A 24,702-nucleotide genomic window follows, 5' to 3' on the forward strand; every position below is an offset into this window, starting at 1 on the left:
GTGCTGGACTACCGGCTCGACGAGGAGACCGAGGCGCTGCGGAAGACCGTCCGCGAGTTCGCCCACGACGTGATCGCCCCGGAGATCGGCGAGTACTACGAGCGCGACGAGTTCCCGGTGCACATCGTGCGCCAGATGGGGGAGCTGGGCCTGTTCGGCCTGCCCTTCCCCGAGGAGTACGGCGGCGGCGGCGGGACCTACTTCGACCTGTGCGTGGCGCTCGAGGAGCTGGCCCGGGTCGACTCGTCGATGGCGATCACCGTGGAGGCCGGGGTCTCCCTCGGCGCCATGCCCATCTACCGCTTCGGCACCGAGGAGCAGAAGCAGCGCTGGCTGCCGGCGCTGTGCTCCGGTGAGGAGCTGGGCGCGTTCGGGCTGACCGAGCCCGGCGGCGGCTCGGACGCCGGCGCCACCCGCACCACCGCCCGCCTGGAGGACGGGCACTGGGTGGTCAACGGGTCGAAGTCCTTCATCACCAACTCCGGCACCGAGCTGACCTCGGTCGTCACGGTCACCGCGGTGACCGGCACCCGCCCCGACGGCGGCAAGGAGATCTCGGCGATCGCGATCCCCGCCGGGACCCCGGGTTTCGGCGTCGGCCAGCGCTACTCGAAGGTCGGCTGGAACGCCTCCGACACCCGCGAGCTCTCCTTCGCCGACTGCCGGGTGCCCGAGGAGAACCTGATCGGCGAGCGGGGCCGCGGCTACGCCCAGTTCCTCTCCATCCTCGACGAGGGGCGGATCGCGATCTCGGCGCTCGCGGTCGGGCTCGCGCAGGGCTGCGTCGACGAGAGCGTGAAGTACGCTGCGCAGCGGGAGGCGTTCGGGCAGCCGATCGGCCGCAACCAGGCGGTGCAGTTCATGATCGCCGACATGGAGGTGCGCGCCTCCACCGCGCGGCTGGCCTACTACCGGGCGGCGGAGAAGATGCTGCGCGGCGAGCCGTTCAAGCGCGAGGCCTCGATCGCCAAGCTGTACAGCTCCGAGGTGGCCATGGACAACGCCCGCTACGCCACCCAGGTGCACGGCGGCTACGGGTTCATGAACGAGTTCCCGGTCGGCCGGTTCTACCGCGACGCCAAGATCCTGGAGATCGGCGAGGGCACCAGCGAGGTGCAGCGGATGCTCATCGCCCGCGACCTCGGCGTCGGCTGACAGCGGACCACCCTTCGCCCCACGCCACGCAGGCGCAGGCGGAGGGCCCCTGACGGGTGACCGCCCCTGCCCCTGCTCCTCCAGGGGCAGGGCGGGCCCTAGTCGGCGTCGGCCTGCCACAGGTCGGGGCCGAACACCTCGTACTGGATGTCCCGGGTCGGGACGCCGCGGTCGATCAGCGCGCTGCGCACCGCCTTCATGAACGGCAGCGGGCCGCAGAGGTAGTAGACCGCGCCGTCGGGCAGGTCGACCTCGGCGAGGTCCATCGCCCCCGCGTGGACGCCGTCCACCTCCAGGCCGCACTCGGCGCCCCGCTCGAACCAGACGTGCACCGACCCGCCGGGCAGCCGGTGGACGTCGTCGACCACCTGGCGGCGCAGCGCCCACGAGGCCTCGTCGGTGTCGGCGTGCAGCAGCGTCACGTCCAGGTGGGACCCCGCGGTGACCAGGTGGGAGAGCATCCCGGCCATCGGCGTGATGCCGATGCCGGCGCTGGCGAAGACGACCGGCCGCCCGGAGTCGTCGAGGACGACGTCCCCGAACGGCAGCGACATGGTGACCGTGTCACCGACCCCGACGCGGTCGTGCAGGAGGTTCGACACCTCGCCGTCCGGCTTGTCGCCGCCGTGCACGCGCTTGACCGCGAAGGAGCGGTGCTCGCCGTCGTCGGCGCAGGTCAGGCTGTACTGCCGCGGCTGGCGGACGCCGTCCGGCATGGCCATGCGCACCGTGACGTACTGGCCGGGCAGCGAGGTCTTCACCAGGCGGTCGTCGATGCGCTTGCAGCGGAAGACCACCACGTCGTCGGTCTCCCGGACCTTGTCCACGACCTCCCAGTCGCGCCACACCGTCTCCGGGCGCACGCCGCGCGCGCTGTAGAGGCCCCGCTCCTGGTTGATCAGCGCGAAGGCCATCAGCCAGTAGACCTCGTCCCAGGCGGCGGCGACCTCGGGGGTGACCGCGTCACCGAGGACGTCGACGATCGCCCAGAACAGGTTGTCGTGCACGACCTGGTACTGGTCCGGTCGGATGCCGAGCGAGGCGTGCTTGTGCGCCACCCGGTCGAGCAGGTGCTCGGGCAGCCGCTCCGGGTGCTCGACCAGGGCGCTGGCGAACACCGCCACCGAGCCGGCCAGCGCCTGCTGCTGGGTGCCCTCGGCCTGGTTGCCGCGGTTGAACGTGCCGTCGAGCAGGTCGGGGTGCTCGCCGAACATGTGCTGGTAGAAGCGCTCGGCGATCTTCCCGATGTTGTCGCCGACCACGGGGAGCGTCGCCTCGATGATCGGCCGGGACTTCTCGGAGAGCACGTGGTCTCCCTTCCGTCGTGGGGGAGCACGACGGGCCGCGTCTCGGGCCCCGTCGCTGCCGGCACCGGCGACGTTAGTTGCGGTCGGTGAGGTCCACCAATCCGTCGTGTGCCTGCCGGACCGACTGGTAGGAAGGGATGCGGACGAGCCGGTGGACCCGTCGTCGGTGCGCTCCGCCCTGCTGGGCAGCCCGCCGCGGTGGGCGACGTGGGGAGTGCCCGTGAACAAGCTCAGCCTGGACGCCGTCGGGCGTCAGCTGCTCCGAGCGGTCAGTGCCGGGACGAGCGGCCGGGCCGCCGAGACCGTCTACGGCGGTCACGAGAAGTCGCTCCGGCAGACCGTCGTGGCCCTCGCCGCGGGTCGGTCGCTGGCCGAGCACGAGAACCCGGGCGAGGCGACCGTGCTGGTGCTCAGCGGCCGGGTGCGGCTGGCCGCGGGGGACGTCTCGTGGGAAGGGCGGCAGGGGGACCTCATCGTGGTCCCGCAGGCCAGGCACAGCCTCGAGGCGCTCAGCGAGGCCACCGTCCTGCTGACCGTCGCCAAGCGCTGACGGCGCCGGCACCCGAGGTGGGGTGGATCCGTGGGCGTCACGCCCACGGATCCCCTCCACCTCAGCCGGTGACGTCGACGAGCACCTTGCCGACGGCGCCCTCCTGCACCGCCTGGTGCGCCACCGCGGTCTCGGCCAGCGGGTACACGTGCAGCGGCAGCCCGGCCTCCCCGCCCACCCGGACGGCGCCGTCGAGCACCGCCGCGTTGACGTCCTCGACGCCGAGGGCCTTGGCCCGCTCGGGCTCGGTGTAGACGAGCACGAACTGCCAGCGGGCGTTCTGCACCATCTGCGCGCGGACCGGGATCGTGACCTCGTCCCCGGCGTCGTCGGCGTAGAGGGCCACCGCCCCGTGCTGCGCGAGGACCTGCGCGTCGACGGCGGCATTGACCGCCGGGTTGACCTCCGCGATCACGTCCACGCCGCGCGGCGCGATCTTGCGCACCTCGGCGACGACGTCCTGCTGCCGGTAGTCGACGACGTGGTCGGCGCCGGCCGCGGCGGCCAGCTGGGCCTTCTGCGGGCTGCTCACCGTGGTGATCACCGTCGCGTCGGCCCACCGGGCCAGCTGGATCGCGGCGTTGCCGACCGCGCCGGCCCCGCCCTGCACCAGCACGGTGCGGCCGGTCAGCGACCCGGGGCCGAGCCGGTCGGGCACCGTCTCCCCGAGGGTCAGGCAGCGGTGCGCGGTGAGGAACGGGATGCCGAGGGCGGCGCCGAGCTCGAAGGACGGCGCGGCCCCGAGCAGCACCGCCTGCCGGGCCGGGACGACGGTGTACTCCGCGGCCGTCCCGTGCGGGCGCTGCCAGGCCGCCTCCCAGACCCACACCCGCTCGCCGACGAGCACCGGGTCGACGCCCTGGCCGACGGCGTCGACGGTGCCCGCGCCGTCCTGGTTGGGCACCTGGCCGTCCGGGCCGGGTCGGGCCCTGGTGCGGGACTTCCAGTCGGTGGGGTTGACGCCGGAGAAGGCGAGGCGGACCCGGACCTCGCCGGGGCCGGGCTCGGGGACGGGGCGGTCGACGAGCTCGAGGACCTCGGGACCGCCGGGCTGGGTGTAGGTGATGGCTCGCACGCAGGCCTCCCTACCCGGTCCGCGGGCGCGGGTCACGGTGCGGGCCCGGACCGGACAGGCCGGCGGCCCGGGCGCGCTCCTCGACGGTGCGCACCGCGGCCCGCAGGTCGGGGAGGTGGCGCTGCACCATCCCGGTCCGGGACAGCACCTGCCGCCGCCAGGTGAGGTTGATCGTGCCGGCCACCCGCTCGCCGAACCGGACGGGGACGGCGATCGACTCGCGCCCGTCGTCGACCTCCGCCCGCGGGCGCGCGTAGTCCCCGCCGAAATCCGCGGCGCGCACCCCGTAGCCGCGCTCCCGCGTGGCCGCCAGCACCCGCTCCAGCTCGGGGGCGTCGAAGGCCAGCCGGTGCGCCGGCACGTCACGCTGCCGCAGCCGGGCCAGCACCGCCGCCCGCTCCCCGGGCGGGCAGAACGCCAGGTAGGCCCGGCCCGACGCCGACCGCAGCACGTTCACCCGGAAGCCGTGCGGGCGCCGGGGGAGGACGTCGAAGTAGGTCCGGGAGCTGTTGGTCTCCAGCGTCTCCATGTGGTCGAGCCGGGGCACGGCCAGCACCGAGGGCCACTGCAGCCGGCGGGAGAGCTCCTCGAGCACCGGGGAGGCGATCTCCACCAGCCAGGCCTCGTCGTCCTCCGCGCTGCGCGGCTGCAGCGTGTGCGCGGGCAGGAAGGCGCCGTCGACCATCCGCCGCCACACCAGCCCGTGCCGGTGGGCGGTCCACAGGATCCGGATCAGCGTCGGCTTCGGGATCCCGGTCGCGCGGTGCAGGTCGTGCGGGCTGGCCGCGCGCATCCCCCGCAGGACCTCCAGGACGTGCAGCCCGCGCGACAGCGACTCGATCGGCTTGACGCGGTACTCCCGCACGGCCCGCGCTCCCTTTCACCCTGCGAAACCCGGCGCCGCGAGTGTTGCCGGTCACACCGCCCCTGCGCCAGGGTCCCGGCATGCCGATGACGTCCGGGGCCCGTGCGAGCGTCCGCGAGGGGGACGTCCTCTGGACGCCGTCGCCCGAGCGGGCCGCCGGCACCCGGCTGGCGGCCTTCACCCGGTTCGCCGAGGAGCGCACCGGCCGGCGGTTCGGGGAGTACGAGGAGCTGTGGCGCTGGTCGACCACCGACCTCGACGGCTTCTGGCAGGCGGTGTGGGACTTCTCCGGGGTGCGCGCCTCGGCGCCGCCCACGGCGGCCGTGCTGGCCGACCGGAGGATGCCCGGCGCCCGCTGGTTCCCCGGGGCCCGGCTCAACCTCGCCGAGCACGTCCTCGCGGCCGAGCGCCCGGGGACCCCGGCGCTGCTGCACTGCTCGGAGCGCTCGCCGGTCACCGAGCTGCCCTGGGAGGAGTTCACCGCCGCCGTCCGGGCGGTGGCCGGCCGGCTGCGGGCCCTCGGCGTCCGCCCGGGCGACCGGGTCGCCGGCTACCTGCCCAACGTGCCCGAGGCGGTGGTGGCCTGCGTCGCGACGGCCGCGGTCGGCGCGGTGTGGGCCACCGTCTCACCCGACTTCGGCGCCCGGGGGGCGCTGGACCGGCTGGGCCAGCTCGACCCGGTCGTGCTGGTCGCCTGCGACGGCTACCGCTACGGCGGGCGCGAGTTCGACCGCCGCGGCGAGGTGGCCGACCTCGCCGCCGGGCTGCCCGGGCTGCGCGAGGTGCTGCACGTGCCGGTCCTCGGCCTCGACGCGCCGGGGACGGCGTGGGCCGACGTCCTCGCCGGCCCGGCGACGCCGGCGGAGGAGTTCACCTGCGCGCAGGTGCCCTTCGACCACCCGCTGTGGGTGCTGTTCTCCTCCGGCACCACCGGCCTGCCCAAGCCGCTGGTGCACGGGCACGGCGGGATCCTCCTCGAGCAGCTCAAGTCCCAGGCCCTGCACATGGACCTGCGCGCCGGCGACCGCGCGTTCTTCCACACCACCACCGGCTGGATGATGTGGAACTTCCTGGTCACCACCCTGGCCTCCGGCGTCGTCCCGGTCCTCTACGACGGCCACCCGACCCACCCGGAGGTCGACGTCCTGTGGCGGATCGCCCAGGACAGCCGGGCCCGCCTCTTCGGGGCCGGCCCGGCGCACGTCGAGCTCATGCAGAAGGCCGGCGTCGTGCCGCGGGAGCGCTTCGACCTCTCCGCGCTCGAGGTGGTCATGCCGGCCGGCTCCCCGGTGGCCCCGGCGATCACCGCCTGGTTCTACTCCGACGTGAAGGACGACCTGTGGGTGGCCACCGGCAGCGGCGGCACCGACATCTGCACCGGCCTGGTCGGCGGCGTGCCGACCCGCCCGGTGCGGGCCGGGGAGATCCAGGGCCGCTGCCTGGGGGTGGCCGCCGAGGCCTGGGACGACGACGGGCGGCCGGTCGTGGGCCGGGTCGGCGAGCTGGTGGTCACCGCGCCGATGCCGTCGATGCCGCTGTTCCTCTGGGGCGACGGGGACGGCTCCCGGTACCGGGAGAGCTACTTCGGGACCTTCCCCGGCGTGTGGCGGCACGGGGACTTCCTGGAGGTGGACGAGCGGGGCGGGTGCTTCGTGCGGGGCCGGTCCGACGCCGTCCTCAACCGGCACGGGGTGCGGATCGGCACCGCGGAGGTCTACCGCGTCGTCGAGGACGAGCCCGCCGTCGTCAGCTCGCTCGTCGTCCACCTCGACCTGCCCGGCGGGAGGAGCCACATGCCGCTGTTCGTGGCCCTCGCGCCGGGGGCCGAGCTCGACGAGGAGCTCGAGGCGCGGTTGCGCCGGCGGCTGCGCGAGGAGAACAGCCCCCGGCACGTGCCCGACCGCGTCGTCGCCGTCCGCACCATCCCGCTGACCCGCAGCGGCAAGAAGATGGAGGTCCCGGTGCGCCGGGTGCTGCTCGGCGCCGACCCCGCCGAGGTGGCCGACCCCTCCGCGATGGCCGACCCGGACGCCCTCGCCGACTTCGCCGCCTACGCCCGCACCCTCCAGGACTGAGCCCACCGACAGGAGCCCGACCATGGCCGAGCGTTCGTTCCCGCTGCCGTCCCGGATCGAGCCGGTTCCCGGCGCCGAGGGGTGGGAGCAGATGTACCCCTACTTCAGCCGGTTCCAGCCCGAGGACGACCAGCGGTTCTGGTTCTACAACTCGATGCACTTCCCGGAGGTCGTGCCGGCCTTCGACGGGATCACCTCCGAGATCCCCTACACCGCGATCGGCGCGAACACCGCGCGGCTGTTCCCCCTGCCGACCTCGATGGGCATCGAGTACCGGATCCTGCACGGGCGGGTCTACATCACCGCCAACCCCGTCCTCGACGAGGCCGAGCAGGGCCGGCGGCTGCCGCACTTCCAGGAGCGCGCCGGCCACTACTACGCGAACTGGGACCGGCTCTACGGCGAGTGGCAGCAGCGGATCGAGGCGCTGATCGCCGACATCGAGGCCGTCGAGGTGCCGCAGCTCGGCGAGCTCGACGACCTGGCGGTGGTCATGGAGGCCCGCGGCGTGGCGTCCAACCACTTCCTCCGGGAGAACTTCCACCGCTGCATCGACCTGTACTCGCGGATGTGGCACCACCACACCGAGTTCCTCATGCTCGGCTACGGCGCCTACGTCGTCTTCTTCGAGTTCTGCCGCAACGCCTTCCCGGAGATCGGCGACCAGACGGTGGCCCGGATGGTCGCCGGCATGGACGTCACCATGTACCGGCCCGACGACGAGCTGAAGAAGCTGGCCGCGCTCGCCGTCGAGCTCGACCTCGCCGACCTGTTCGTCGAGGGCGCCGAGCCGCCGAAGGTGCTGGCCGCCCTCGCCGAGCGCGGTGACCCCGGCGCCCGCTGGCTGGCCGCGTTCGAGCGGTCCAAGGACCCGTGGTTCCACGTCTCCACCGGCGACGGCTTCTACCACCACCACCTGTCGTGGGCCGACGACCTGACCGTGCCGTTCGCGGCGCTGCCCCGCTACGTCGAGCAGGTCCGGGCCGGCGCCGACCTCACCCGGCCCACCGAGCGGCTGGCCGAGGAGCGCGAGCGCATCGCCGGCGAGTACCGCGCGCTGCTCGGCAGCGACGAGGAGAGGGCCGCCTTCGACCAGATGCTCGGCCTGTGCCGGATGGTGTTCCCCTACATCGAGTCGCACAAGTTCTACTGCGAGCACTGGTTCACCACCCGGTTCTTCCAGAAGATCCGCGCCTTCGGCCGGCTGCTGGCCGACCGCGGCGTGCTCGCCGAGGCCGACGACGTCTTCCACCTGCGGCACGTCGAGGTGGAGGACGCCCTCGCCGACGTCCAGCTGGCCTGGGCGTCGGGCGGCACCGAGCTCGGTGCCCGGCACTGGCAGCCGGTCGTCGCCGAGCGCAAGCGGATCCTGGCGGCGCTCGCCGGGTGGTCACCGCCCCCCGCTCTGGGCCCGGTGCCCGAGGCGCTCAACGACCCCGCCGTGAAGATGCTCTGGGGCATCACCGACGAGACCATCCAGACCTGGCTCGGGGACGAGGAGCTCGACGAGGACGTCGTCCGCGGCTACGCCGCCTCGCCGGGCGTGGTCGAGGGCGTCGCGCGGGTGCTCTCCGGCGTCAACGAGATCGGGCGGATCCGCGAGGGCGAGATCCTCGTCTGCCCGGTCACCGCACCGAGCTGGGGCCCGGTCTTCGGCAAGATCGCCGCCGCGGTCTCCGACATCGGCGGCACGATGTCGCACGCCGCGATCGTCGCCCGCGAGTACGGCATGCCCGCGGTCGTGGGCACCGGTCGGGCCACCTCCCGGATCCGGACCGGCGACCGGGTCCGCGTCGACGGCGACCGCGGCGTCGTCACCGTCCTGCGCTGACCGGTGGGGACCGTGATGACCACGACCGCACCGGTGCTGCACGTCCGCGACGTGGGCCGCGACGACGTCCCGCGCGTCGGCGGCAAGGGCGCGAGCCTCGGCGAGCTGCTGCGCGCGGGGATCCGCGTGCCCACCGGGTTCGCGGTGACCACCGCGGCGTTCGCCCGGGCGGTCGGGCACCTCGCCCTCGACGGCGAGCCGGTCGCCGCCCGCGTGGCCGCGCTCGACCCGGCCGACGCCGAGGGCGTGGCGGCGGCGACCGCGCGGGTCCGGGACGTGGTGGCGTCCGCTCCGCTGCCGGCCGACCTCGCCGACGCGATCGCCGCCGGCTACGCGGCGCTGTGCGACGAGTGCGGGCACCCCGACCTGCCCGTCGCGGTCCGCTCCAGCGCGACCGGCGAGGACAGCGCCGAGGACAGCTTCGCCGGCCTGCAGGACACCTACCTGTGGGTGCGCGGCGGGGACGCGGTGGTGGCCTCCGTGCGCCGCTGCTGGGCCAGCCTCTACAGCGCGGAGTCGGTGACCTACCGGCGCCGCCGCGGCATCCCGGAGACCGACCTGCGCATGGCCGTGGTGGTGCAGCGGATGGTCGACGCCCGCAGCTCCGGGGTGATGTTCACCCGCAGCCCGGTCAGCGGGGACCGCTCGGTGGTGGCCATCGACGCGAGCTGGGGGCTCGGCTCGGCCGTGGTCGGCGGCGACGTCACCCCGGACTCGTTCGTCGTCAGCAAGGTGACCGGCGAGATCACCCGGCGCACCGTCGCCACGAAGACCCGCTGGCACCGCCCGGACCCCTCGGGCAGCGGGGTGGTGGAGGCCGACGTCCCGGAGGAGCTGCGGGACCGCCCGTCGGTCTCCGACGCGGAGATCGCCGAGCTCGTGGCCACCGCCCGCCGGGTGGAGGAGCACTACGGCTGCCCGCAGGACGTCGAGTGGGCGGTGGCCGAGTCCGACGGCGCGGTGCACCTGCTGCAGAGCCGGCCCGAGACGACGTGGGCCGAGCGGGACGCCCAGCGGACCGCGGCCCCGGTCGCGGTCCCCTCCGAGCGGGCCTTCGACCACGTCTTCGCGCTGTTCGGCGGCAAGCAGCCGCCGGCGAGGGGGTGAGCGCGGGTGCAGCTGAGCCCGGACGACGTCCGCGACGTCCTGCGGGTGCTCGACTCCAGCGGCCTGGACGAGATGCACCTGGAGCTGGCCGACCTGACCCTCACCGTCCGCCGCGAGGGCGCGAGCGGGTGGACCGTCGAGCAGCGGGTGCACCGCGAGCCGGTGCTGGTCGAGGACGGCCGGGAGGGGGCCCCGGAGGGCGACCGCGGCCCCGGCGCCCCGCCGGCCGACGTCCCCGAGGGGCTGGTCGCGGTGCGCCCCCCGTTGCTCGGCACCTTCTACCGGGCCCCGCAGCCGGGGGCGCCGCCCTTCCTGGACGCCGGTGACCCGGTGGAGGAGGACACGGTCGTCGGCATCGTGGAGACCATGAAGATGATGACGCCGGTGCACGCGGGCGTCCGGGGCACGGCCGTCGAGTTCCGCACGGGCGACGGCGAGTTCGCGGCGGAGGACGCCGTCCTGCTGCTGGTGCGCCCGGCCGGGGACGGGGCGACGGGTGGCTAGCGGTCGGCGGATCCGCCGCCTGCTGGTCGCCAACCGCGGGGAGATCGCCGCGCGGGTCGTGCGCACCTGCACGCGGCTGGGCGTCGAGTCGGTGCTCGCCGCCTCCGACGCCGACCTGCGCTCCCTGCCCGCGCGGCTCGCCGACCGGGTGGTCCGGCTCGGCCCGGCCGCGCCGTCGGCGAGCTACCTCGACCCGGCCGCCGTGGTGCGGGCCGCGGTCGCGGTGGGCGCCGACGCGGTGCACCCCGGTTACGGCTTCCTGTCGGAGAACCCGGCGCTGGCCCGCGCCTGCGCCGACGCCGGCGTGGTCTTCGTCGGGCCGGACCCGGGGGTGCTGGCGGCGGTCGGCGACAAGCTCAGCGCCCGGGCGCACGCGGTGGCCGCCGGGCTGCCGGTCGTGCCGGGCGGCGAGGCCACCGACCTGGCCGGCGCCCGGGCGGTGGCCGCCGAGGTCGGGTACCCGCTGCTGGTGAAGGCGGTCGGCGGGGGCGGTGGGCGCGGCATGAAGCTGGTGCGCGACCCGGCCGATCTCGCGCACGTGCTCGACCTGGCCGTCTCGGAGGCCGCGGCCGCGTTCGGCGACCCGCGGGTCTACCTGGAGCGGTTCGTCGCCTCCGGCCGGCACGTCGAGGTGCAGGTCCTCGGTGACGGCACCGACGCCGTCGCCCTCGGCGACCGCGACTGCTCGGTGCAGCGCCGCTACCAGAAGCTGCTCGAGGAGGCGCCCGCGCCGCTGCTGCCGGCCCGGCTGCGGCGGGACATGGCCGAGGCCGCGCTGGCCCTGGCCCGGCACCTCGGCTACCGCGGGCTGGGCACCGTGGAGCTGCTGGTGGACCGCGAGCGCGGCACCTTCTCCTTCCTGGAGATGAACGCCCGCATCCAGGTGGAGCACCCGGTCACCGAGCTGGTCACCGGCCTGGACCTGGTCGCCGAGCAGCTCGCCGTGGCCGAGGGCCTGCCGCTGCGGCTGCGGCAGGAGGACGTCGTCCTCACCGGGCACGCGGTCGAGTGCCGGATCAACGCCGAGGACTGGGCGCACGACTTCCGGCCGTCGCCCGGGCAGGTCCGGCGGGTGGTCCTGCCGGCCGGCGACGGCATCCGCGTGGACACCGCCGTGCAGGGCGGCTCGGTGGTGCCGCCGTTCTACGACTCGCTGCTGGCCAAGCTGGTCGTCCACGGCACCGACCGGGCCGACGCGCTGGCCCGGGCACGTGCGGCGCTGCGCCTGCTGCGGATCGAGGGGCCGGCCACGACCGTGCCCCTGCACGAGGCGCTGCTGGCCGACCCGGAGTTCCGCGCCGGCGGCGTGGACACGACCTTCTTCGAGCGGTTCCTGGGGGCCGCGGGGCCGCGACCGGTGGGGGTGCGCTGATGGCCGACGTCGGGCTGGCCGACGTCTCGATCCGCGACGGCAACCAGAGCCTGTGGGGCGCCACCGGCCTGCGCACCGGGCACGTGCTGCAGGTCGCGCCCCTGCTGGAGCGGGTCGGGTTCCGGGCGCTGGACTACTGCTCGTCGACCTGGATGGGGGTCGCCGTCCGGACCCACCGCGAGGACCCGTGGGAGCGCATCCGGCGGACCCGCGCGCTGGTGCCGAGGACGAGGCTGCAGTTCATCGGCACCGGCTTCCGGTTCATCTCCTGGGAGCGGTCCCACCCGGACACCATGCAGCTGGTCTACGACCGGCTGGTGGTCAACGGCATCGACCGGGTGGTCGTGCTCGACCCGATGCACGACATGGACGCCGCCCGCACGACGGCGGCGATGCTCAAGAAGGCCGGCGTCGAGGAGGTGATCGGCGCGCTGACCTTCACCGTCAGCGCGGTGCACGACGACGCGTTCTACGCCGACCTGGCCGGGCAGATGGCCGGGTGGCCGCACTTCGACCGGGTCTACGTCAAGGACCCGGCCGGCATCCTCACCGCCGAGCGCGCGCGGACGCTGCTGCCCGCGATCCGGGCAGCGCTCGGGACGACGCCGCTGGAGCTGCACTCCCACGCCACCATCGGGCTGTCCCCGCTCACCTACTCGATCGCGCCGGACCTGGGCGTCGAGGTGGTGCAGACCGGCTGCGGGCCGCTGGGCAACGGGTCGTCGCTGCCGGAGGTGCGGCGCACGGTCGCCAACCTCCGCGAGATGGGGCACACCGTCGACGTCGACGACCGGGCGCTCGACCTGGTCTGCGGCTTCTTCGACCGGCTGGCCGCCGCCGAGGAGCTCCCGGTGGGCACGCCGCAGGACTTCGACGCGGCCTTCTTCCACCACCAGATCGCCGGCGGCGTGATGACGACGACCCGCCGGCAGCTGCGCGAGATCGGCATGGAGGACCGGTTCGAGGCGCTGGTCGAGGAGGTCGGCCGGGTCCGCGCCGAGCTCGGCCACCCGATCATGGTCACGCCGTTCCCGCAGATGGTGGTCTCCCAGGCGCTGTTCAACGTGCTCGGCGAGCGCTACGCCACCGTGCCCGACCAGGTGGTCCGCTACGTGCTGGGCAGCTTCGGCCGGCCCACCGGCCCCGTCGACCCGGACGTGCGGGACCGCATCCTCGACCGCCCCCGGGCCCGGGAGCTGGCGGCCGAGCCGCCACCGGCGCCGCCGGAGGAGCTGCGCCGCCGGTTCCCCCGGGGGATCAGCGACGAGGAGCTGCTGCTGCGGGCGCACATGCCGGGCGAGCAGGTGGACGCGATGCTGGCCGCCGGCCCCGCGCCGCGGTCCGCCGACCCCGGGCTGGCGCCGGTGCTGTCGCTGCTGGCCGAGCTGGGCTCGCGGCGGTCGGTGCACGACCTCGCGGTCGCCAAGCCCGGCTTCCGGCTCGCCGTCCGCCGCTCAGGAGGGGGCACCGGTGGCTGACCCGCGGGTCGCCGACCGGTTGCGGCGGGCCGGCGGCGTCGTGCTCGACATGGACGGCACGCTGGTGCTCGGCGACCGGGAGAACCGCGGGCTGGCTCCGCTGCCCGGCGCGGGGGAGCTGTTCGCGGCCCTCGCCGAGCGCGGCCTGCCGTTCCGGGTCTTCACCAACGGCACGGTGAAGACCCCCGCGCAGTGCGCCGACGCGCTGCAGCGGGCCGGCCTGCCCGTCCCCGCCGAGGCGGTGCTGACCCCGGCGAGCTCAGCGGTCGACGTGTTCCGCCGGCGGGGGCACCGGCGGGTCGTGGTGCTCGGCGGCAAGGGCCTCACCGAGCCGCTGGAGGCCGCCGGCATCGAGACCCTGCCACCGCTGCGCGGCACCCGCGCCGACGCGGTGATGGCCGGCTGGTACCGGCAGGAGCTCACCTTCGACGCCCTCGAGGCCGCGGTGGGGACGGTGGTGGGCGGCGCCCGCTACTACAGCGCCTCGCAGTCGCCGTACTTCGCCACCTCGGAGGGCCGCACCCTCGGGTCCTCCCGCGTGATCAGCGCCGTGGTCCGCGACCTCACCGGCGCCCGGGTGGAGGTGGTCGGCAAGCCGTCGCTGCAGGCGCTGCGGACCGCCGCCCGCTCGCTCGGGGTGGCCCCCGCCGACCTGGTCGTGGTGGGGGACGACCCGGAGCTGGAGGTGCCGATGGCGCACCGCGGTGGGGCGCTCGCCGTCGCCGTCCACACCGGCATCGGGCACGCGGGCTCGTTCACCGATCTTCCGGTCGAGGTCCGCCCGCACCTGGACCTGCCCGACGTCGGCGCGCTGGCCGAGCTGCTGCGGGGCTGACCGCGCCCGCCGCGGCCGGCGCTCGGCACCGCCCCCCGGACGGGTGAGCCGCGCCCCTCCGGGCTCGCGCCCCGGGGCCGGCGTGCCGAGGACCTCTGCGTGGACCTGATGCGACTGCACCAGCGCCTGGCCGCGCTGCTCCCCGAGGGCCGGCTGCTGCCGGACGCGGTCTGGCACCGCCGGCACCGCGTGCTGCTCCGGATCGCCGGCGCGCAGGCGGTGCTGATGGGCCCGCTCGCGCTCGCGCTCGGCGAGTCGCTCCCGGTGGCCGCCGGCGTCCTGGTCGCGGTGGGCTACCCGCTGGCCTTCGCGGCCCTGCCCGGCGCCGGGCGCCGGCTGCGGTCGGGCGCGACCACGGTCAGCCTGCTCGCCGCCTCGGTCGCGCTGGTGTACCTGCTCGACGGGCTCACCGAGGCGCACTTCCACTTCTTCGTCGTCATCGGCCTGGTGGCGCTGTACCAGAGCTGGGCGCCGTTCGGCATCGCGCTGCTGGTCGTCGTCCTGCACCACGGCGTCCTCGGCATGCTGTGGCCGCACACCGTCTTCGGGCACGCGGCGGCGCACCACGACCCGTGGGTCTGGGCCGGCATCCACGCCGCCTTCGTCCTGGCCGCCAGCCTGGCCCACCTGGCCTCGTGGCGGCTCAACGAGCAGCAGGGGCTGCGCGACCCGCTGACCGGGCTGGCCAACCGGACCCTGCTGGTGGAGACCGCCGACCGGCTGCTGCAGCGGCGGTCCGGGCCGGTGAGCGTGCTCTTCGTCGACCTCGACGACTTCAAGGACGTCAACGACTCCCGCGGGCACGCCGCCGGTGACCAGCTGCTGCTGACCGTGGCCGACCGGCTGCGCTCCTGCGTCCGCGCCGGCGACGAGGTCGCCCGGCTCGGCGGTGACGAGTTCGCCGTCGTCGTCGACGGCGGCCCCGACACCGCCGTCACGATCGGCGAACGGGTGCTGCGGGCGGTGGCCGAGCCGCTGCCGGTGGGCGGCCGGCCGCTGGTGATCGGGCTGAGCATCGGCGTGGCCGACAGCACCACCGCCGCCGACCGACGCGCCGGGACCCTGCTGCACAACGCCGACCTGGCCATGTACCGGGCCAAGGGCCTCGGGAAGAACCGGCTGGTCCGCTACACCGAGGGCATGGCGCAGGCCGCCGAGGACCGGGCCACGCTCGGTGCCGACCTCGCCGTCGCCACCCGGGCCGGCCAGCTCGAGGTCTACTACCAGCCGACGGTCGAGCTGGCCGCCGGCCGCACCACCGGCTACGAGGCCCTGGTCCGCTGGCGCCACCCGCGGCGCGGGCTGGTCCCGCCGGCGGAGTTCGTGCCGCTGGCCGAGGAGAGCGGGCATATCGTCGAGATCGGCCGCTGGGTCCTGGACCGGGCGGTCCGCCAGGCGGCCGCGTGGTCGGCCGGCTCGGGGCAGCCGCTCGGCATCGCGGTGAACCTCTCCCCGCGGCAGCTGACCGACGACGACATCGTGCGCCGCGTCGCCGACGTGCTGGCCGACACCGGGCTGCCCGCCGGGCAGCTGACCCTCGAGGTCACCGAGGGGGTCCTGGTCCGCGACGTCGACACGGTGATCGACCAGCTGCACGCGCTGCGGGCGCTCGGCGTGCGGATCGCCATCGACGACTTCGGCACCGGCTACTCGAGCCTGTCCTACCTGCGCCGGCTGCCGGCCGACATCGTCAAGATCGACCGCAGCTTCGTGCAGGACCTGCGGCCGGGGGGACCGTCGACCACCCTGGTCTCCTCGATCATCGAGCTGGCCCGCAGCCTGCACCTCGAGGTCGTCGCGGAGGGCGTCGAGACCGAGGTGCAGCGGGCGGTGCTCGACGACCTGACCTGCTCGCACGCCCAGGGCTACCTGTTCGGCCGGCCGCAGCCGGCCGACGCCCACCGCCGCGGCGACGAGCACGCCGCCCCGCCGGTCCCCGCCGGGGCCTGACCGCGCCGTACCGGGACCGGCCGCAGACCTGCGTGAAGTGCGCAGGTTTTCCCTCGGTAGCGCTTGCACTGCGCAGGTGTGTCGCGCACCATAGCCGGGGCGTCCCCCGACGGCGGGGGACGACGAGGAGGTACCCGCGTGGACGTGAAACTGCTCCTGGCCCTGCTGCTCGGCATCGCGACGATCGTCGTCCTGGTCCTCCGCACCCGGCTCGACGCCTTCGTGGCGCTGCTCGTCGCGGCCCTGGTGACCGGCTTCGTGGCCGGCTCGCCGGCGGGGGAGACGATCACCTCGATCACCACCGGCTTCGGCAACACGCTGGCCTCGATCGGCATCGTGATCGGCCTGGGTGTGGCCATCGGCAAGGTGCTCGAGGTCTCCGGTGCCGCCGACGCGCTGGCCCGCACCTTCGTCCGGGCGCTGGGCCGGGGGCGCGAGCACTGGGCGATGGCGGGCACGGGCGCGGTCGTGTCGATCCCCGTGTTCTGCGACTCCGGCTACGTGATCATGAACCCGCTGGCGCGGTCGATCGCCCGCCGGCTGCGGGGCCGCTACGTCACCCTCGCCCTCGCGCTGGGCTGCGGGATGACGCTCACGCACCACCTCGTGCCGCCGACCCCCGGCCCGCTGGGCGTGGCCGGCATCCTCGGCGCCGACCTGGGCGCGCTCATCCTCGCCGGGCTGGTCTTCACCGTGCTGCTCGTGCCGGTGGTCATCGGCTACGCGAGCTGGATCGGGCCCAGGCTCGAGCCCGAGGTGGACGAGACGGTGCGCGAGGCCGTGTACGCCGGCAGCCGCGCCCCCTCGCCGACCACCGGGGCGTCCTCGGGCGGCGGGGCCGCGCTCACCGAGACCGGCGGGCCGACCAGCCCGCCCGCCGGCGGCGAGCCGCCGTCCGACGAGCCGCTCAGCCACCAGCTCGGCGAGGCCCCCGAGGGCGAGCAGCCGCACCGGGTCGGCTTCGGGCTGGCCGCCCTGCCGCTGCTCGTGCCCCTGCTCCTCATCGTGCTCAACACGGTCGCCACGGCGATCGACCGCAACGCCCAGGGGGTCCTGGACCCGAACGCCGACTACACCCCGTCGGCCTGGGCCGCGGTCCTGGCCTTCGTCGGCAACCCGGTCGTCGCCCTCATCGTCGGCATCGTCCTGGCCGTCTACCTGCTGCTGCCGCGCTGGACGCCGCGCAAGCGGGTGCACGGCTGGCTGGCCGACGCGGCCGCCTCCGCCGGGCTGATCATCCTCATCACCGGTGCCGGCGGTGCGCTCGGCCAGGTGCTGCGCGACTCCGGTGTCGGGGACGCGCTCGCCGAGGCGATCGCGGACCTCTCGCTGCCGGCGGTCCTCATCCCGTTCGTCGTCGCCTCGCTGGTGCGCGTGGCCCAGGGCTCGGGCACGGTCGCGATGATCACCGCGGCCTCGGTCACCGCGCCGCTGGTCGCCACCATCGGGCTGTCCCCGCTGCTGGCCGCCCTCGCCTGCTGCGCCGGCTCCATGGTCTTCAGCTACTTCAACGACTCCTACTTCTGGGTCGTCACCCGCTTCACCGGGCTCGACGGCACCGCCGCCCTGCGCGGCTGGTCGGGCATCACGACGGCGGTCTGGGCGGCCTCGCTGCCCCTGCTGCTCGTCGCGAGCCTGTTCCTCTGAGGCCGCGCCCGTGGCCTCCGTGCTCGTGGTCGCCGACGACCTCACCGGCGCCAACGCCGCCGCGGCCGGCTTCGCCTCGGCCGGGCTGCGCGCGGTGACGGCCAGCGCGGCCGAGCGCGGGGACGTCGTCACCGAGATGGTGTCCCGCTTCGACGTCGTCGTGGCCACCACCGACAGCCGGCACGCCGACCCGCGCACCGCCCAGCAGCGGGCCCGCGAGGTCGTGCGGGCCGGCTGGCCGGTGCGGCTGGTGTGCAACCGCATCGACACCACGCTGCGCGGCAACGTCGGCGCCACCACCGCGGCGGTGCTCGAGGAGGTGGCCGGGCTGACCGGCGCGCGGGCGGTGGCGCTGTGCGCGCCGGCGCACCCGGCCGCCGGCCGGCACACCATCGGCGGCCACCAGCTGCTCGGCGGGCGGCGGCTCGAGGAGACCGAGGTGGCCCGCGACGCCCGGACCCCGATGCGCACCTCCGACGTGGTCGGGATCATCCGCCAGCAGGCCGCCCTGGCCGCGCGGGTGCTCGACATGGCCGCGGTCACCGGCCCGCGCGACGAGCTGGTCGCCGCCGTCCGCGCGGCGCTGGACGGCGGCGCGGAGCTGGTCGTCGCCGACGCCACCACCGCCGAGCACCTCGACCGCGTCGCCGAGGCCGCGGTCGCCGCCGCCGAGGGCACGGGCGTCGTGTGGGTCACCAGCGACCCCGGGCCCGCGTCGGTGGCCATGGCCCGCGCCCTCGGCCTGGACGGCGCCGCTCGCGGGGCGCCGCTGCTCGTGGTCTCCGGCTCTGCGACCGTGCTGACCCGCCGGCAGCTGCGCCAGCTGGCCGGCGAGCGCGGTGCCCACCTGCACCGGGTGCCCACGCCGGCCGGCGGCATCGTGCCCGACGTCGACGCCACCACCGCGCTCCTCGACGAGCTGCTCACCGCGGCCGGGCAGGACGACGTCGTCGTCCTGGCCACCGCGCTCGAGGACGCCGACGTCCGGGGCGCCGCGCCCGCGGACGCCGACCGCATCCCCCGGGAGCTGGCGCGGGCCGTGCGGCGCAACCTGGAGACGCACGCCGTCGAGGGCCTGTTCACCACCGGCGGCGACGTCACGGCCGCGGTGCTGGCCGAGCTCGGCTCGCACGGCCTGGAGATCGCCGAGGAGGTCGTGCCGCTCGCCGTCGCCGGCAGCGTGGTCGGCGGCCCCTGGGACGGGTTGCAGGTGGTCACCAAGGGCGGGTTGGTCGGCGACGCGGGTACCACCGTGGCGTGCGTCGACCACCTGCGCCGCACGGTCGAGCTCAACCGCCGGCACGTGACGTCGGCCGAGTCCCGCACCCCGTACTGACAGGAGCAACGACATGACCCGACACGTCCTCGCCGTCACCTTGGGTGACCCGGTCGGCATCGGCCCGGAGATCACCGCCGCCACGCTGGCCCGGACCGCGGGCGCCGCCGACCACCACGGCGTCGCGGTCGGCGACCCCGCCGCCCTGCGCCGCGGCGCCCGGGCCATGGGCCTCGACGTCGAGGTGCGCACCGTGGCCGGCTTCGACACCGAGCCGGTCGACGGCGTCATCGACGTCGTCGACACCGGCGTCCTCGGCGACGACGTCCCGGAGTGGGGGGAGGTCGACGAGCGGGCCGGCCGCGCCGCCGTCGCCGCGATCGAGCTGGCCACCCGGGCCGCGCTCGACGGCCAGGTGGCCGGCGTGGTCACCAGCCCGATCAACAAGGAGGCGATCTGGGCGGCCGGGTCGAAGCACCTGGGCCACACCGAGATGCTCGGCGAGCTCACCGGCGTCACCCAGCAGGACACGATGTTCGTCGTCCGCAACACCGCGCAGGAGGGCCACCACCTGCGGATCTTCTTCACCACCCGGCACGTCGCGCTCCGCACGGCCATCGAGCAGATCACCGCGGAGCGGGTGGAGGGGGCGATCCACCGGGCGCACACCGCGCTGCAGGTCTTCGGGGTGGAGCACCCCCGCCTGGCCGTGGCCGCGCTCAACCCGCACGGCGGGGAGAACGGCAACTTCGGGGACGAGGAGATCGTGCACATCGGCCCGGCCTGCGAGGCGGCGCGCGGGAAGGGGCTCGACGTGCGCGGGCCGATCCCGGCCGACTCGGTGTTCCACCAGGGGCTGGTGGGCCGCTACGACGGCGTGCTGTCGCACTTCCACGACCAGGGGCACATCCCGGCCAAGACGTTCGACTTCGACGGGACCATCTCGGTGACGGTCGGGCTGCCGATCCTGCGCACCTCGGTCGACCACGGCACCGCCTTCGACATCGCCGGCACCGGCAGGGCCGGCGCCGGCACGATGCTGTCGGCCTACCTCGCCGCCGTCGACTACGCGCCGTTCGCCGACACCATCCGCAAGGCGTACGCGCCCTGAGCCCCCCCGAGGGCACCGGCGCCCGGCGGGCCACCCAGCAGCGCCACGCCGAGCTGCTGGAGCTGCTGCGCACCGGCGTCGACGGCGTCGAGGCCCTGGCCGAGCGGGTCGGGGTGTCGCCGTCGACGGTGCGCCGCGACCTCGCCCGGCTGCAGCGCGAGGGCCGGATCGCCCGGACCTACGGCGGTGCGCTGGTCCGCGACGACGTCCTCCACGAGCGGTCCTTCGGCGAGAGCGCGCGGCTGCACGCGCAGGCCAAGCGGGCCGTCGCGGCGGCCGCCGCCGGGCTCGTGCCGCCCGGGGGGACGGTCTTCCTGGACGCCGGGACCACCTGCCTCGCGCTGGCCCGGGTGCTCGCCGGCGCCGGCCCGCTCACCGTGGTGACCCGCGGGCTGGAGGCGGCGCTGCTGCTGTCCCGCTCCGCCGACCTGCGCGTCGTCGTGGTGGGCGGGCAGGTGCAGCCGCTCAGCCACGGCCTGATCGGCCCGCTGGCCGCGGTCGCGCTGGACCGGCTGGCCTTCGACGTGGCCTTCCTCGGCGCGGACACCGTCGACCCCGAGCGGGGGCTGGGGGAGCCCACGGTGGAGGAGACCTGGGTCAAGGAGGTGGCCGCCGGCCGGGCGCGCCGGGTGGTGCTGCTGGCGGACTCCTCGAAGTTCACCGCCGGGGCGGCCCCGGCCTACCTCGGCATCGGGCCGGACTGGACGGTGGTCACCGACGCCGGCATCCCCCCGGCCACCGCGGCGGCCTTCGACCGGCGCGGGGTCAGCGTGCGGGTCGCGCCGTGAGGTGCTGCCCGAGCAGCTCGGCGCCCAGCCGCTCCAGCAGCGGCGCGGCCCCGGCCATGCTGCGCGCCGGGTCGGGCTCGAGGTCGGCCAGCGCGTAGGCGGCCGCGAAGCCGGCCGCGCGCAGCTGCGCGTCGTCGAGCGCCCGGACGCCGCAGACCGCGACCACCGTCGCGCCGGCCTCCCGCGCGACGCGGGCCACCCCCACCGGCGCCTTGCCGCGCAGCGACTGCTCGTCCAGCGACCCCTCCCCGGTCACCACCAGGTCGGCGCCGCGGACGTGGCCGGGGAAGTCGAGCAGGTCCAGCAGCAGGCCGATGCCCGGTCGCAGCGCCGCCCCGAGGACGGCGAGGGCGGCGAAGCCCACCCCGCCGGCGGCGCCCGCCCCGGGCTCCCCGCGCAGGTCCCGGCCCGTGGCGGCGGCCACGACGTCGGCGAAGCGGCCCAGGCACCGGTCGAGCAGCGCGACGTCGTCGGGGCCGGCGCCCTTCTGCGGGCCGTAGACCGCGGCCGCGCCCTCCGGCCCGGTGAGCGGGTTGTCGACGTCGCAGGCGACCAGCACCTCGGCCCCGGCCAGCGCCGGGTGCCGCCCGGCGAGGTCGACCCGCGCCAGCCGCTCCAGCGCCGCCCCGCCCGGGCCGAGCTCGACCCCGTCGGCGTCGAGCAGCCGCACGCCGAGCGCCTGCAGGAGCCCCGCCCCGCCGTCGGTGGTCGCGCTGCCGCCGATGCCGAGCACGACGCGCCGGGCGCCGGCGTCGAGGGCCGCGGCGACGAGCTCCCCGGTGCCCCGGCTGGTCGCCGTCCGCGGGGCGGCCCGGCCCCCCGGCAGCCGGGCGAGGCCCGAGACGTCGGCCATCTCCACGACCGCGGTGCCCCCCGACCGCGCCCAGGCGGTGCCGACCGGCTCCCCGGTCGGGCCGGTGGCGGTCGCCGGCACCCGGGTGAACCCCGCGGCGACCGCCGCCGCCAGCGTGCCCTCGCCGCCGTCGGCCACCGGCAGCGCGACCACCTCGGCGTCGGGGCGGGCCCGGGTCAGGCCGCGGGCCAGCGCCGCGGCGACCTCGGGGGCCGGCAGGGAGCCCTTGAACTTGTCGGGGGCGAGGAGGACGCGGGGCACCCTGCTCGTCGTCATCAGCGCGGGGTGAGGGAGAGGGTGAGCCGGCGGCGGCCCTCCTCCGACCGCGCGGTGGCCAGCCGCTCGGCCGACGGGGTGCCGTACTCCGTGGTGCGCTGCCGCGCGGGGCGGCCGATCGCGGCGGCCATCGCCTCGAGCTCGGCGATGGTCTTCAGCGAGCCGTTCTCGCTGCCGGCCATCCGGCTGATCGTCTCCTCCATCAGCGTGCCGCCGAGGTCGTTGGCCCCGCCCTGCAGGACGGTCCGGGTGCCGACGTCGCCGAGCTTCACCCACGAGGTCTGCACGTTGGCGATCCGGCCGTGCAGCAGCAGCCGGGCGACCGCGTGCACGGCGCGGTTCTCCCGCACCGTCGGCCCGGGCCGGGCCACGCCGGCGAGGTAGATCGGCGAGCTGTGGTGCACGAACGGCAGCAGCACGAACTCGGTGAACCCGCCGGTGTCGTCCTGCAGGGCGGCCAGCGTGCGCAGGTGCGCCACCCAGTGCGCGGGGGTGTCGACGTGGCCGTACATCATCGTCGAGGTCGTCGGGATGCCCACCCGGTGCGCGGTGCTGATGATCTCCACCCAGGTCGCCGCGGGCAGCTTCCCCTTGGTGAGCACCCACCGGACGTCGTCGTCGAGGATCTCCGCCGCGGTGCCCGGCACGCTGTCCAGCCCGGCCTCCTTCGCCGCGGCGAGGAACTCGGCGAACGACAGCCCGGTGCGGGCCGCCCCGTTGACGATCTCCATGGGGGAGAAGGCGTGCAGGTGGATGCCGGGCTGCCGGCGCTTCACCTCGCGGGCCAGCTCGAGGTATGCGGTGCCGGGCAGGTCGGGGTGGATGCCCCCCTGCATGCAGATCTCGGTGGCCCCGGCCGCCCACGCTTCGTCGACCCGGTCGCCGACCTGCTGCAGGGAGAGGGTGTAGGCGTCGGCGTCGGTGCGCCGCTGGGCGAAGGCGCAGAACCGGCAGCCGGTGTAGCAGACGTTGGTGAAGTTGATGTTCCGGTTGACCACGTAGGTGACGTCGTCGCCGACGGTGTCCCGGCGGACGGCGTCGGCCAGCGCGCACAGCGCCTCCAGGTCGGCCCCGTCGGCGCCCAGCAGCGCCAGGTACTGCGCGTCGGTCAGCCCGGCCGGGTCGGTCTCGGCCCGGCGCAGCGCCGCGTGCACCTCCGGGTCGCCGACGGCCAGCGCGGTCGAGGAACCGTCGCGGGCGCCCTCGGTGCGGTCGCGCAACTCGGCCCAGTCGCCGTAGACGGCGTCGAAGTCGCTGCGCCGGTCACCGGTGCGCCCGACGGTGTCGACCTCGACGTGCAGGTCGACCCGGCCGCTGGCCGTCCAGGCGTCGTCCGGCTCCTGCCACGGCAGCCCGGCGGGCAGCCGGCCCTCCACCGCCAGCCCGTCGGGGCCGGCCAGCGCCGACACGTGCGGGCGCACCCGGGGGTCCAGCCACGGCTCGGGGGCCAGCACGTACGGCGGCTGGGCGGCCAGCCGCTCGCGGAGGGTGAACCCGGCCTCGGCCGACAGCGCGGCCAGCTTGTCGATGTTCGGCCAGGGCCGCTCGGGGTTGACGTGGTCGGGGGTCAGGGGGCTGACCCCGCCCCAGTCGTCGACGCCGGCGCGCAGCAGCAGGCCGAGCTCGGTGGAGTCCGACAGGTTCGGCGGGGCCTGCACCCGGGCCTTCGGGCCCAGCAGCAGCCGGGTGACCGCGACCGCGGCGACGTACTCCTGCAGCTCCAGGTCGGCGGAGGCGGCCATCGCGGTGCGCGGTTTGGCCCGGAAGTTCTGGACGATGACCTCCTGCACGTGCCCGTGCCGGGCGTGCGCGGCGCGGATCCGCAGGACGGCGTCCACCCGCTCGGCGGCGTCCTCCCCGATGCCCAGCAGCACCCCGGTGGTGAACGGGACGGCGGAGCGGCCGGCGTCCTCCAGCACCCGCAGCCGGACGGCGGGCTCCTTGTCCGGGGAGCCGAAGTGCGGGCCGCCCCGCTGCGACCACAGCCGGGTCGCGGTCGTCTCCAGCATCATGCCCATCGACGCCGACACCGGCTTGAGCCGCTGGATCTCCTCCCAGGTCATCACCCCGGGGTTGAGGTGCGGCAGGAGGCCGGTCTCCTCGAGCACCCGGATCGCCATCGCCCGCAGGTAGCCCGGGGTGGAGTCGAAGCCGTGCGCCTCCAGCCACTCGCGGGCGACCGGCCAGCGGTCCTCGGGCCGGTCGCCGAGGGTGAACAGCGCCTCCTTGCAGCCCAGCGCGGCACCGGCCCGGGCGACGTCGAGCACCTCGTCGGGGGAGAGGAACGGCGCCTTCCCCTCCCGGCGCAGCTGCCCGGGCGTGGTGACGAACGTGCAGTAGTGGCAGCGGTCGCGGCACAGGTGGGTGAGCGGGATGAAGACCTTGCGGCTGTAGGTCACCACGCCGGGCCGGCCGGCGGAGGCCAGGCCGGCGTCGCGGACCCGGCCGGCGGCGGTGAGCAGCCGGTCCAGCGGCTCGCCCTCGCCCAGGCCGCGGGCGGCCAGCAGGGTCTCGGCCTCGGAGGCGTCCAGCGTGGCGCCGCGCTCGGCCCGGGCCAGGGCCCGGCGCAGCGCGTTCGGCTGGACGGTCGGCTGCTCGCTCATCACCTGCACGCTAGCCCCCGCGGGTGCCGGGCAGGTTCCCGCCC

Annotated in this window: 19 protein-coding genes; 14 read left to right on the top strand and 5 right to left on the bottom strand. The window is 75.7% G+C overall.

Annotation, left to right across the window (positions count from 1 at the left end):
• Positions 1 to 1,155, top strand: coding sequence for an acyl-CoA dehydrogenase family protein (locus D0Z06_RS16890; protein WP_117378713.1), 1,155 nt, complete (start codon positions 1 to 3; stop codon positions 1,153 to 1,155).
• Positions 1,156 to 1,253: 98 nt separating this feature from the next.
• Here D0Z06_RS16890 and D0Z06_RS16895 read toward each other — a convergent pair whose 3' ends face one another.
• A complete protein-coding gene (locus tag D0Z06_RS16895) occupies positions 1,254 to 2,462 on the bottom strand; it encodes a globin domain-containing protein (protein ID WP_117378714.1) in 1,209 nt (402 codons plus the stop codon).
• A gap of 220 nt (positions 2,463 to 2,682) precedes the next feature.
• Here D0Z06_RS16895 and D0Z06_RS16900 point away from each other — a divergent pair, with 220 nt between their 5' ends.
• Complete coding sequence (locus D0Z06_RS16900) at positions 2,683 to 3,012, top strand: cupin domain-containing protein (protein ID WP_117378746.1); 330 nt, start codon at positions 2,683 to 2,685, stop codon at positions 3,010 to 3,012.
• A 61-nt stretch (positions 3,013 to 3,073) separates the two neighbouring features.
• Here D0Z06_RS16900 and D0Z06_RS16905 read toward each other — a convergent pair whose 3' ends face one another.
• The gene (locus D0Z06_RS16905; RefSeq protein ID WP_117378715.1) at positions 3,074 to 4,087 is read right to left on the bottom strand and encodes an NADPH:quinone reductase; all 1,014 of its coding nucleotides are present in this window, start codon (positions 4,085 to 4,087) and stop codon (positions 3,074 to 3,076) included.
• Positions 4,088 to 4,097: 10 nt separating this feature from the next.
• Entirely contained in the window at positions 4,098 to 4,952 is an 855-nt protein-coding gene (locus D0Z06_RS16910; RefSeq protein ID WP_117378716.1) for an IclR family transcriptional regulator domain-containing protein, read from the bottom strand.
• Between the two features lie 80 nt (positions 4,953 to 5,032).
• Here D0Z06_RS16910 and D0Z06_RS16915 point away from each other — a divergent pair, with 80 nt between their 5' ends.
• From D0Z06_RS16915 to D0Z06_RS16970, 12 genes are all read left to right on the top strand, one after another.
• Positions 5,033 to 7,027 (top strand): acetoacetate--CoA ligase, encoded by a 1,995-nt coding sequence (locus tag D0Z06_RS16915; protein ID WP_117378717.1) that lies wholly within the window; start codon positions 5,033 to 5,035, stop codon positions 7,025 to 7,027.
• A gap of 22 nt (positions 7,028 to 7,049) precedes the next feature.
• On the top strand, positions 7,050 to 8,858 hold the full coding sequence (locus tag D0Z06_RS16920) for a PEP-utilizing enzyme (protein WP_117378718.1): 1,809 nt from the start codon (positions 7,050 to 7,052) through the stop codon (positions 8,856 to 8,858).
• A 15-nt stretch (positions 8,859 to 8,873) separates the two neighbouring features.
• Positions 8,874 to 9,965, top strand: a complete 1,092-nt coding sequence (locus D0Z06_RS16925) for a PEP/pyruvate-binding domain-containing protein (protein ID WP_233517751.1) — start codon at positions 8,874 to 8,876, stop codon at positions 9,963 to 9,965.
• A gap of 6 nt (positions 9,966 to 9,971) precedes the next feature.
• On the top strand, positions 9,972 to 10,469 hold the full coding sequence (locus tag D0Z06_RS16930) for an acetyl-CoA carboxylase biotin carboxyl carrier protein (protein ID WP_233517752.1): 498 nt from the start codon (positions 9,972 to 9,974) through the stop codon (positions 10,467 to 10,469).
• A complete protein-coding gene (locus tag D0Z06_RS16935; RefSeq protein WP_117378720.1) occupies positions 10,462 to 11,841 on the top strand; it encodes an acetyl-CoA carboxylase biotin carboxylase subunit in 1,380 nt (459 codons plus the stop codon). Before D0Z06_RS16930 ends, D0Z06_RS16935 begins: the two co-directional genes overlap by 8 nt.
• Positions 11,841 to 13,319, top strand: coding sequence for a biotin carboxyl carrier protein (locus tag D0Z06_RS16940; RefSeq protein WP_117378721.1), 1,479 nt, complete (start codon positions 11,841 to 11,843; stop codon positions 13,317 to 13,319). Before D0Z06_RS16935 ends, D0Z06_RS16940 begins: the two co-directional genes overlap by 1 nt.
• Entirely contained in the window at positions 13,312 to 14,154 is an 843-nt protein-coding gene (locus D0Z06_RS16945) for an HAD-IIA family hydrolase (protein ID WP_117378722.1), read from the top strand. Before D0Z06_RS16940 ends, D0Z06_RS16945 begins: the two co-directional genes overlap by 8 nt.
• Positions 14,155 to 14,262: 108 nt before the next feature.
• On the top strand, positions 14,263 to 16,104 hold the full coding sequence (locus D0Z06_RS16950; protein WP_117378748.1) for a putative bifunctional diguanylate cyclase/phosphodiesterase: 1,842 nt from the start codon (positions 14,263 to 14,265) through the stop codon (positions 16,102 to 16,104).
• A 138-nt stretch (positions 16,105 to 16,242) separates the two neighbouring features.
• Complete coding sequence (locus D0Z06_RS16955; RefSeq protein WP_117378723.1) at positions 16,243 to 17,751, top strand: GntP family permease; 1,509 nt, start codon at positions 16,243 to 16,245, stop codon at positions 17,749 to 17,751.
• 10 nt (positions 17,752 to 17,761) lie between these two features.
• Positions 17,762 to 19,087: a four-carbon acid sugar kinase family protein gene (locus D0Z06_RS16960; RefSeq protein WP_117378724.1), complete on the top strand. Its 1,326-nt coding sequence runs from the start codon at positions 17,762 to 17,764 to the stop codon at positions 19,085 to 19,087.
• A 13-nt stretch (positions 19,088 to 19,100) separates the two neighbouring features.
• Positions 19,101 to 20,138 (top strand): 4-hydroxythreonine-4-phosphate dehydrogenase PdxA, encoded by a 1,038-nt coding sequence (pdxA, locus tag D0Z06_RS16965; protein WP_117378725.1) that lies wholly within the window; start codon positions 19,101 to 19,103, stop codon positions 20,136 to 20,138.
• A gap of 53 nt (positions 20,139 to 20,191) precedes the next feature.
• Positions 20,192 to 20,926, top strand: a complete 735-nt coding sequence (locus tag D0Z06_RS16970) for a DeoR/GlpR family DNA-binding transcription regulator (protein ID WP_255419355.1) — start codon at positions 20,192 to 20,194, stop codon at positions 20,924 to 20,926.
• Here the strand turns inward: D0Z06_RS16970 and D0Z06_RS16975 are convergent.
• Complete coding sequence (locus D0Z06_RS16975) at positions 20,904 to 22,055, bottom strand: glycerate kinase (protein WP_117378726.1); 1,152 nt, start codon at positions 22,053 to 22,055, stop codon at positions 20,904 to 20,906. The genes D0Z06_RS16970 and D0Z06_RS16975 overlap by 23 nt on opposite strands.
• A complete protein-coding gene (locus tag D0Z06_RS16980; RefSeq protein ID WP_117378727.1) occupies positions 22,055 to 24,658 on the bottom strand; it encodes a bifunctional FO biosynthesis protein CofGH in 2,604 nt (867 codons plus the stop codon). The genes D0Z06_RS16975 and D0Z06_RS16980 overlap by 1 nt, the downstream gene beginning before the upstream one ends.
• Positions 24,659 to 24,702: the final 44 nt, after the last annotated feature.

Origin of the sequence: Geodermatophilus marinus, assembly GCF_003428645.1 — a bacterium.
Classification (GTDB): domain Bacteria; phylum Actinomycetota; class Actinomycetes; order Mycobacteriales; family Geodermatophilaceae; genus Geodermatophilus.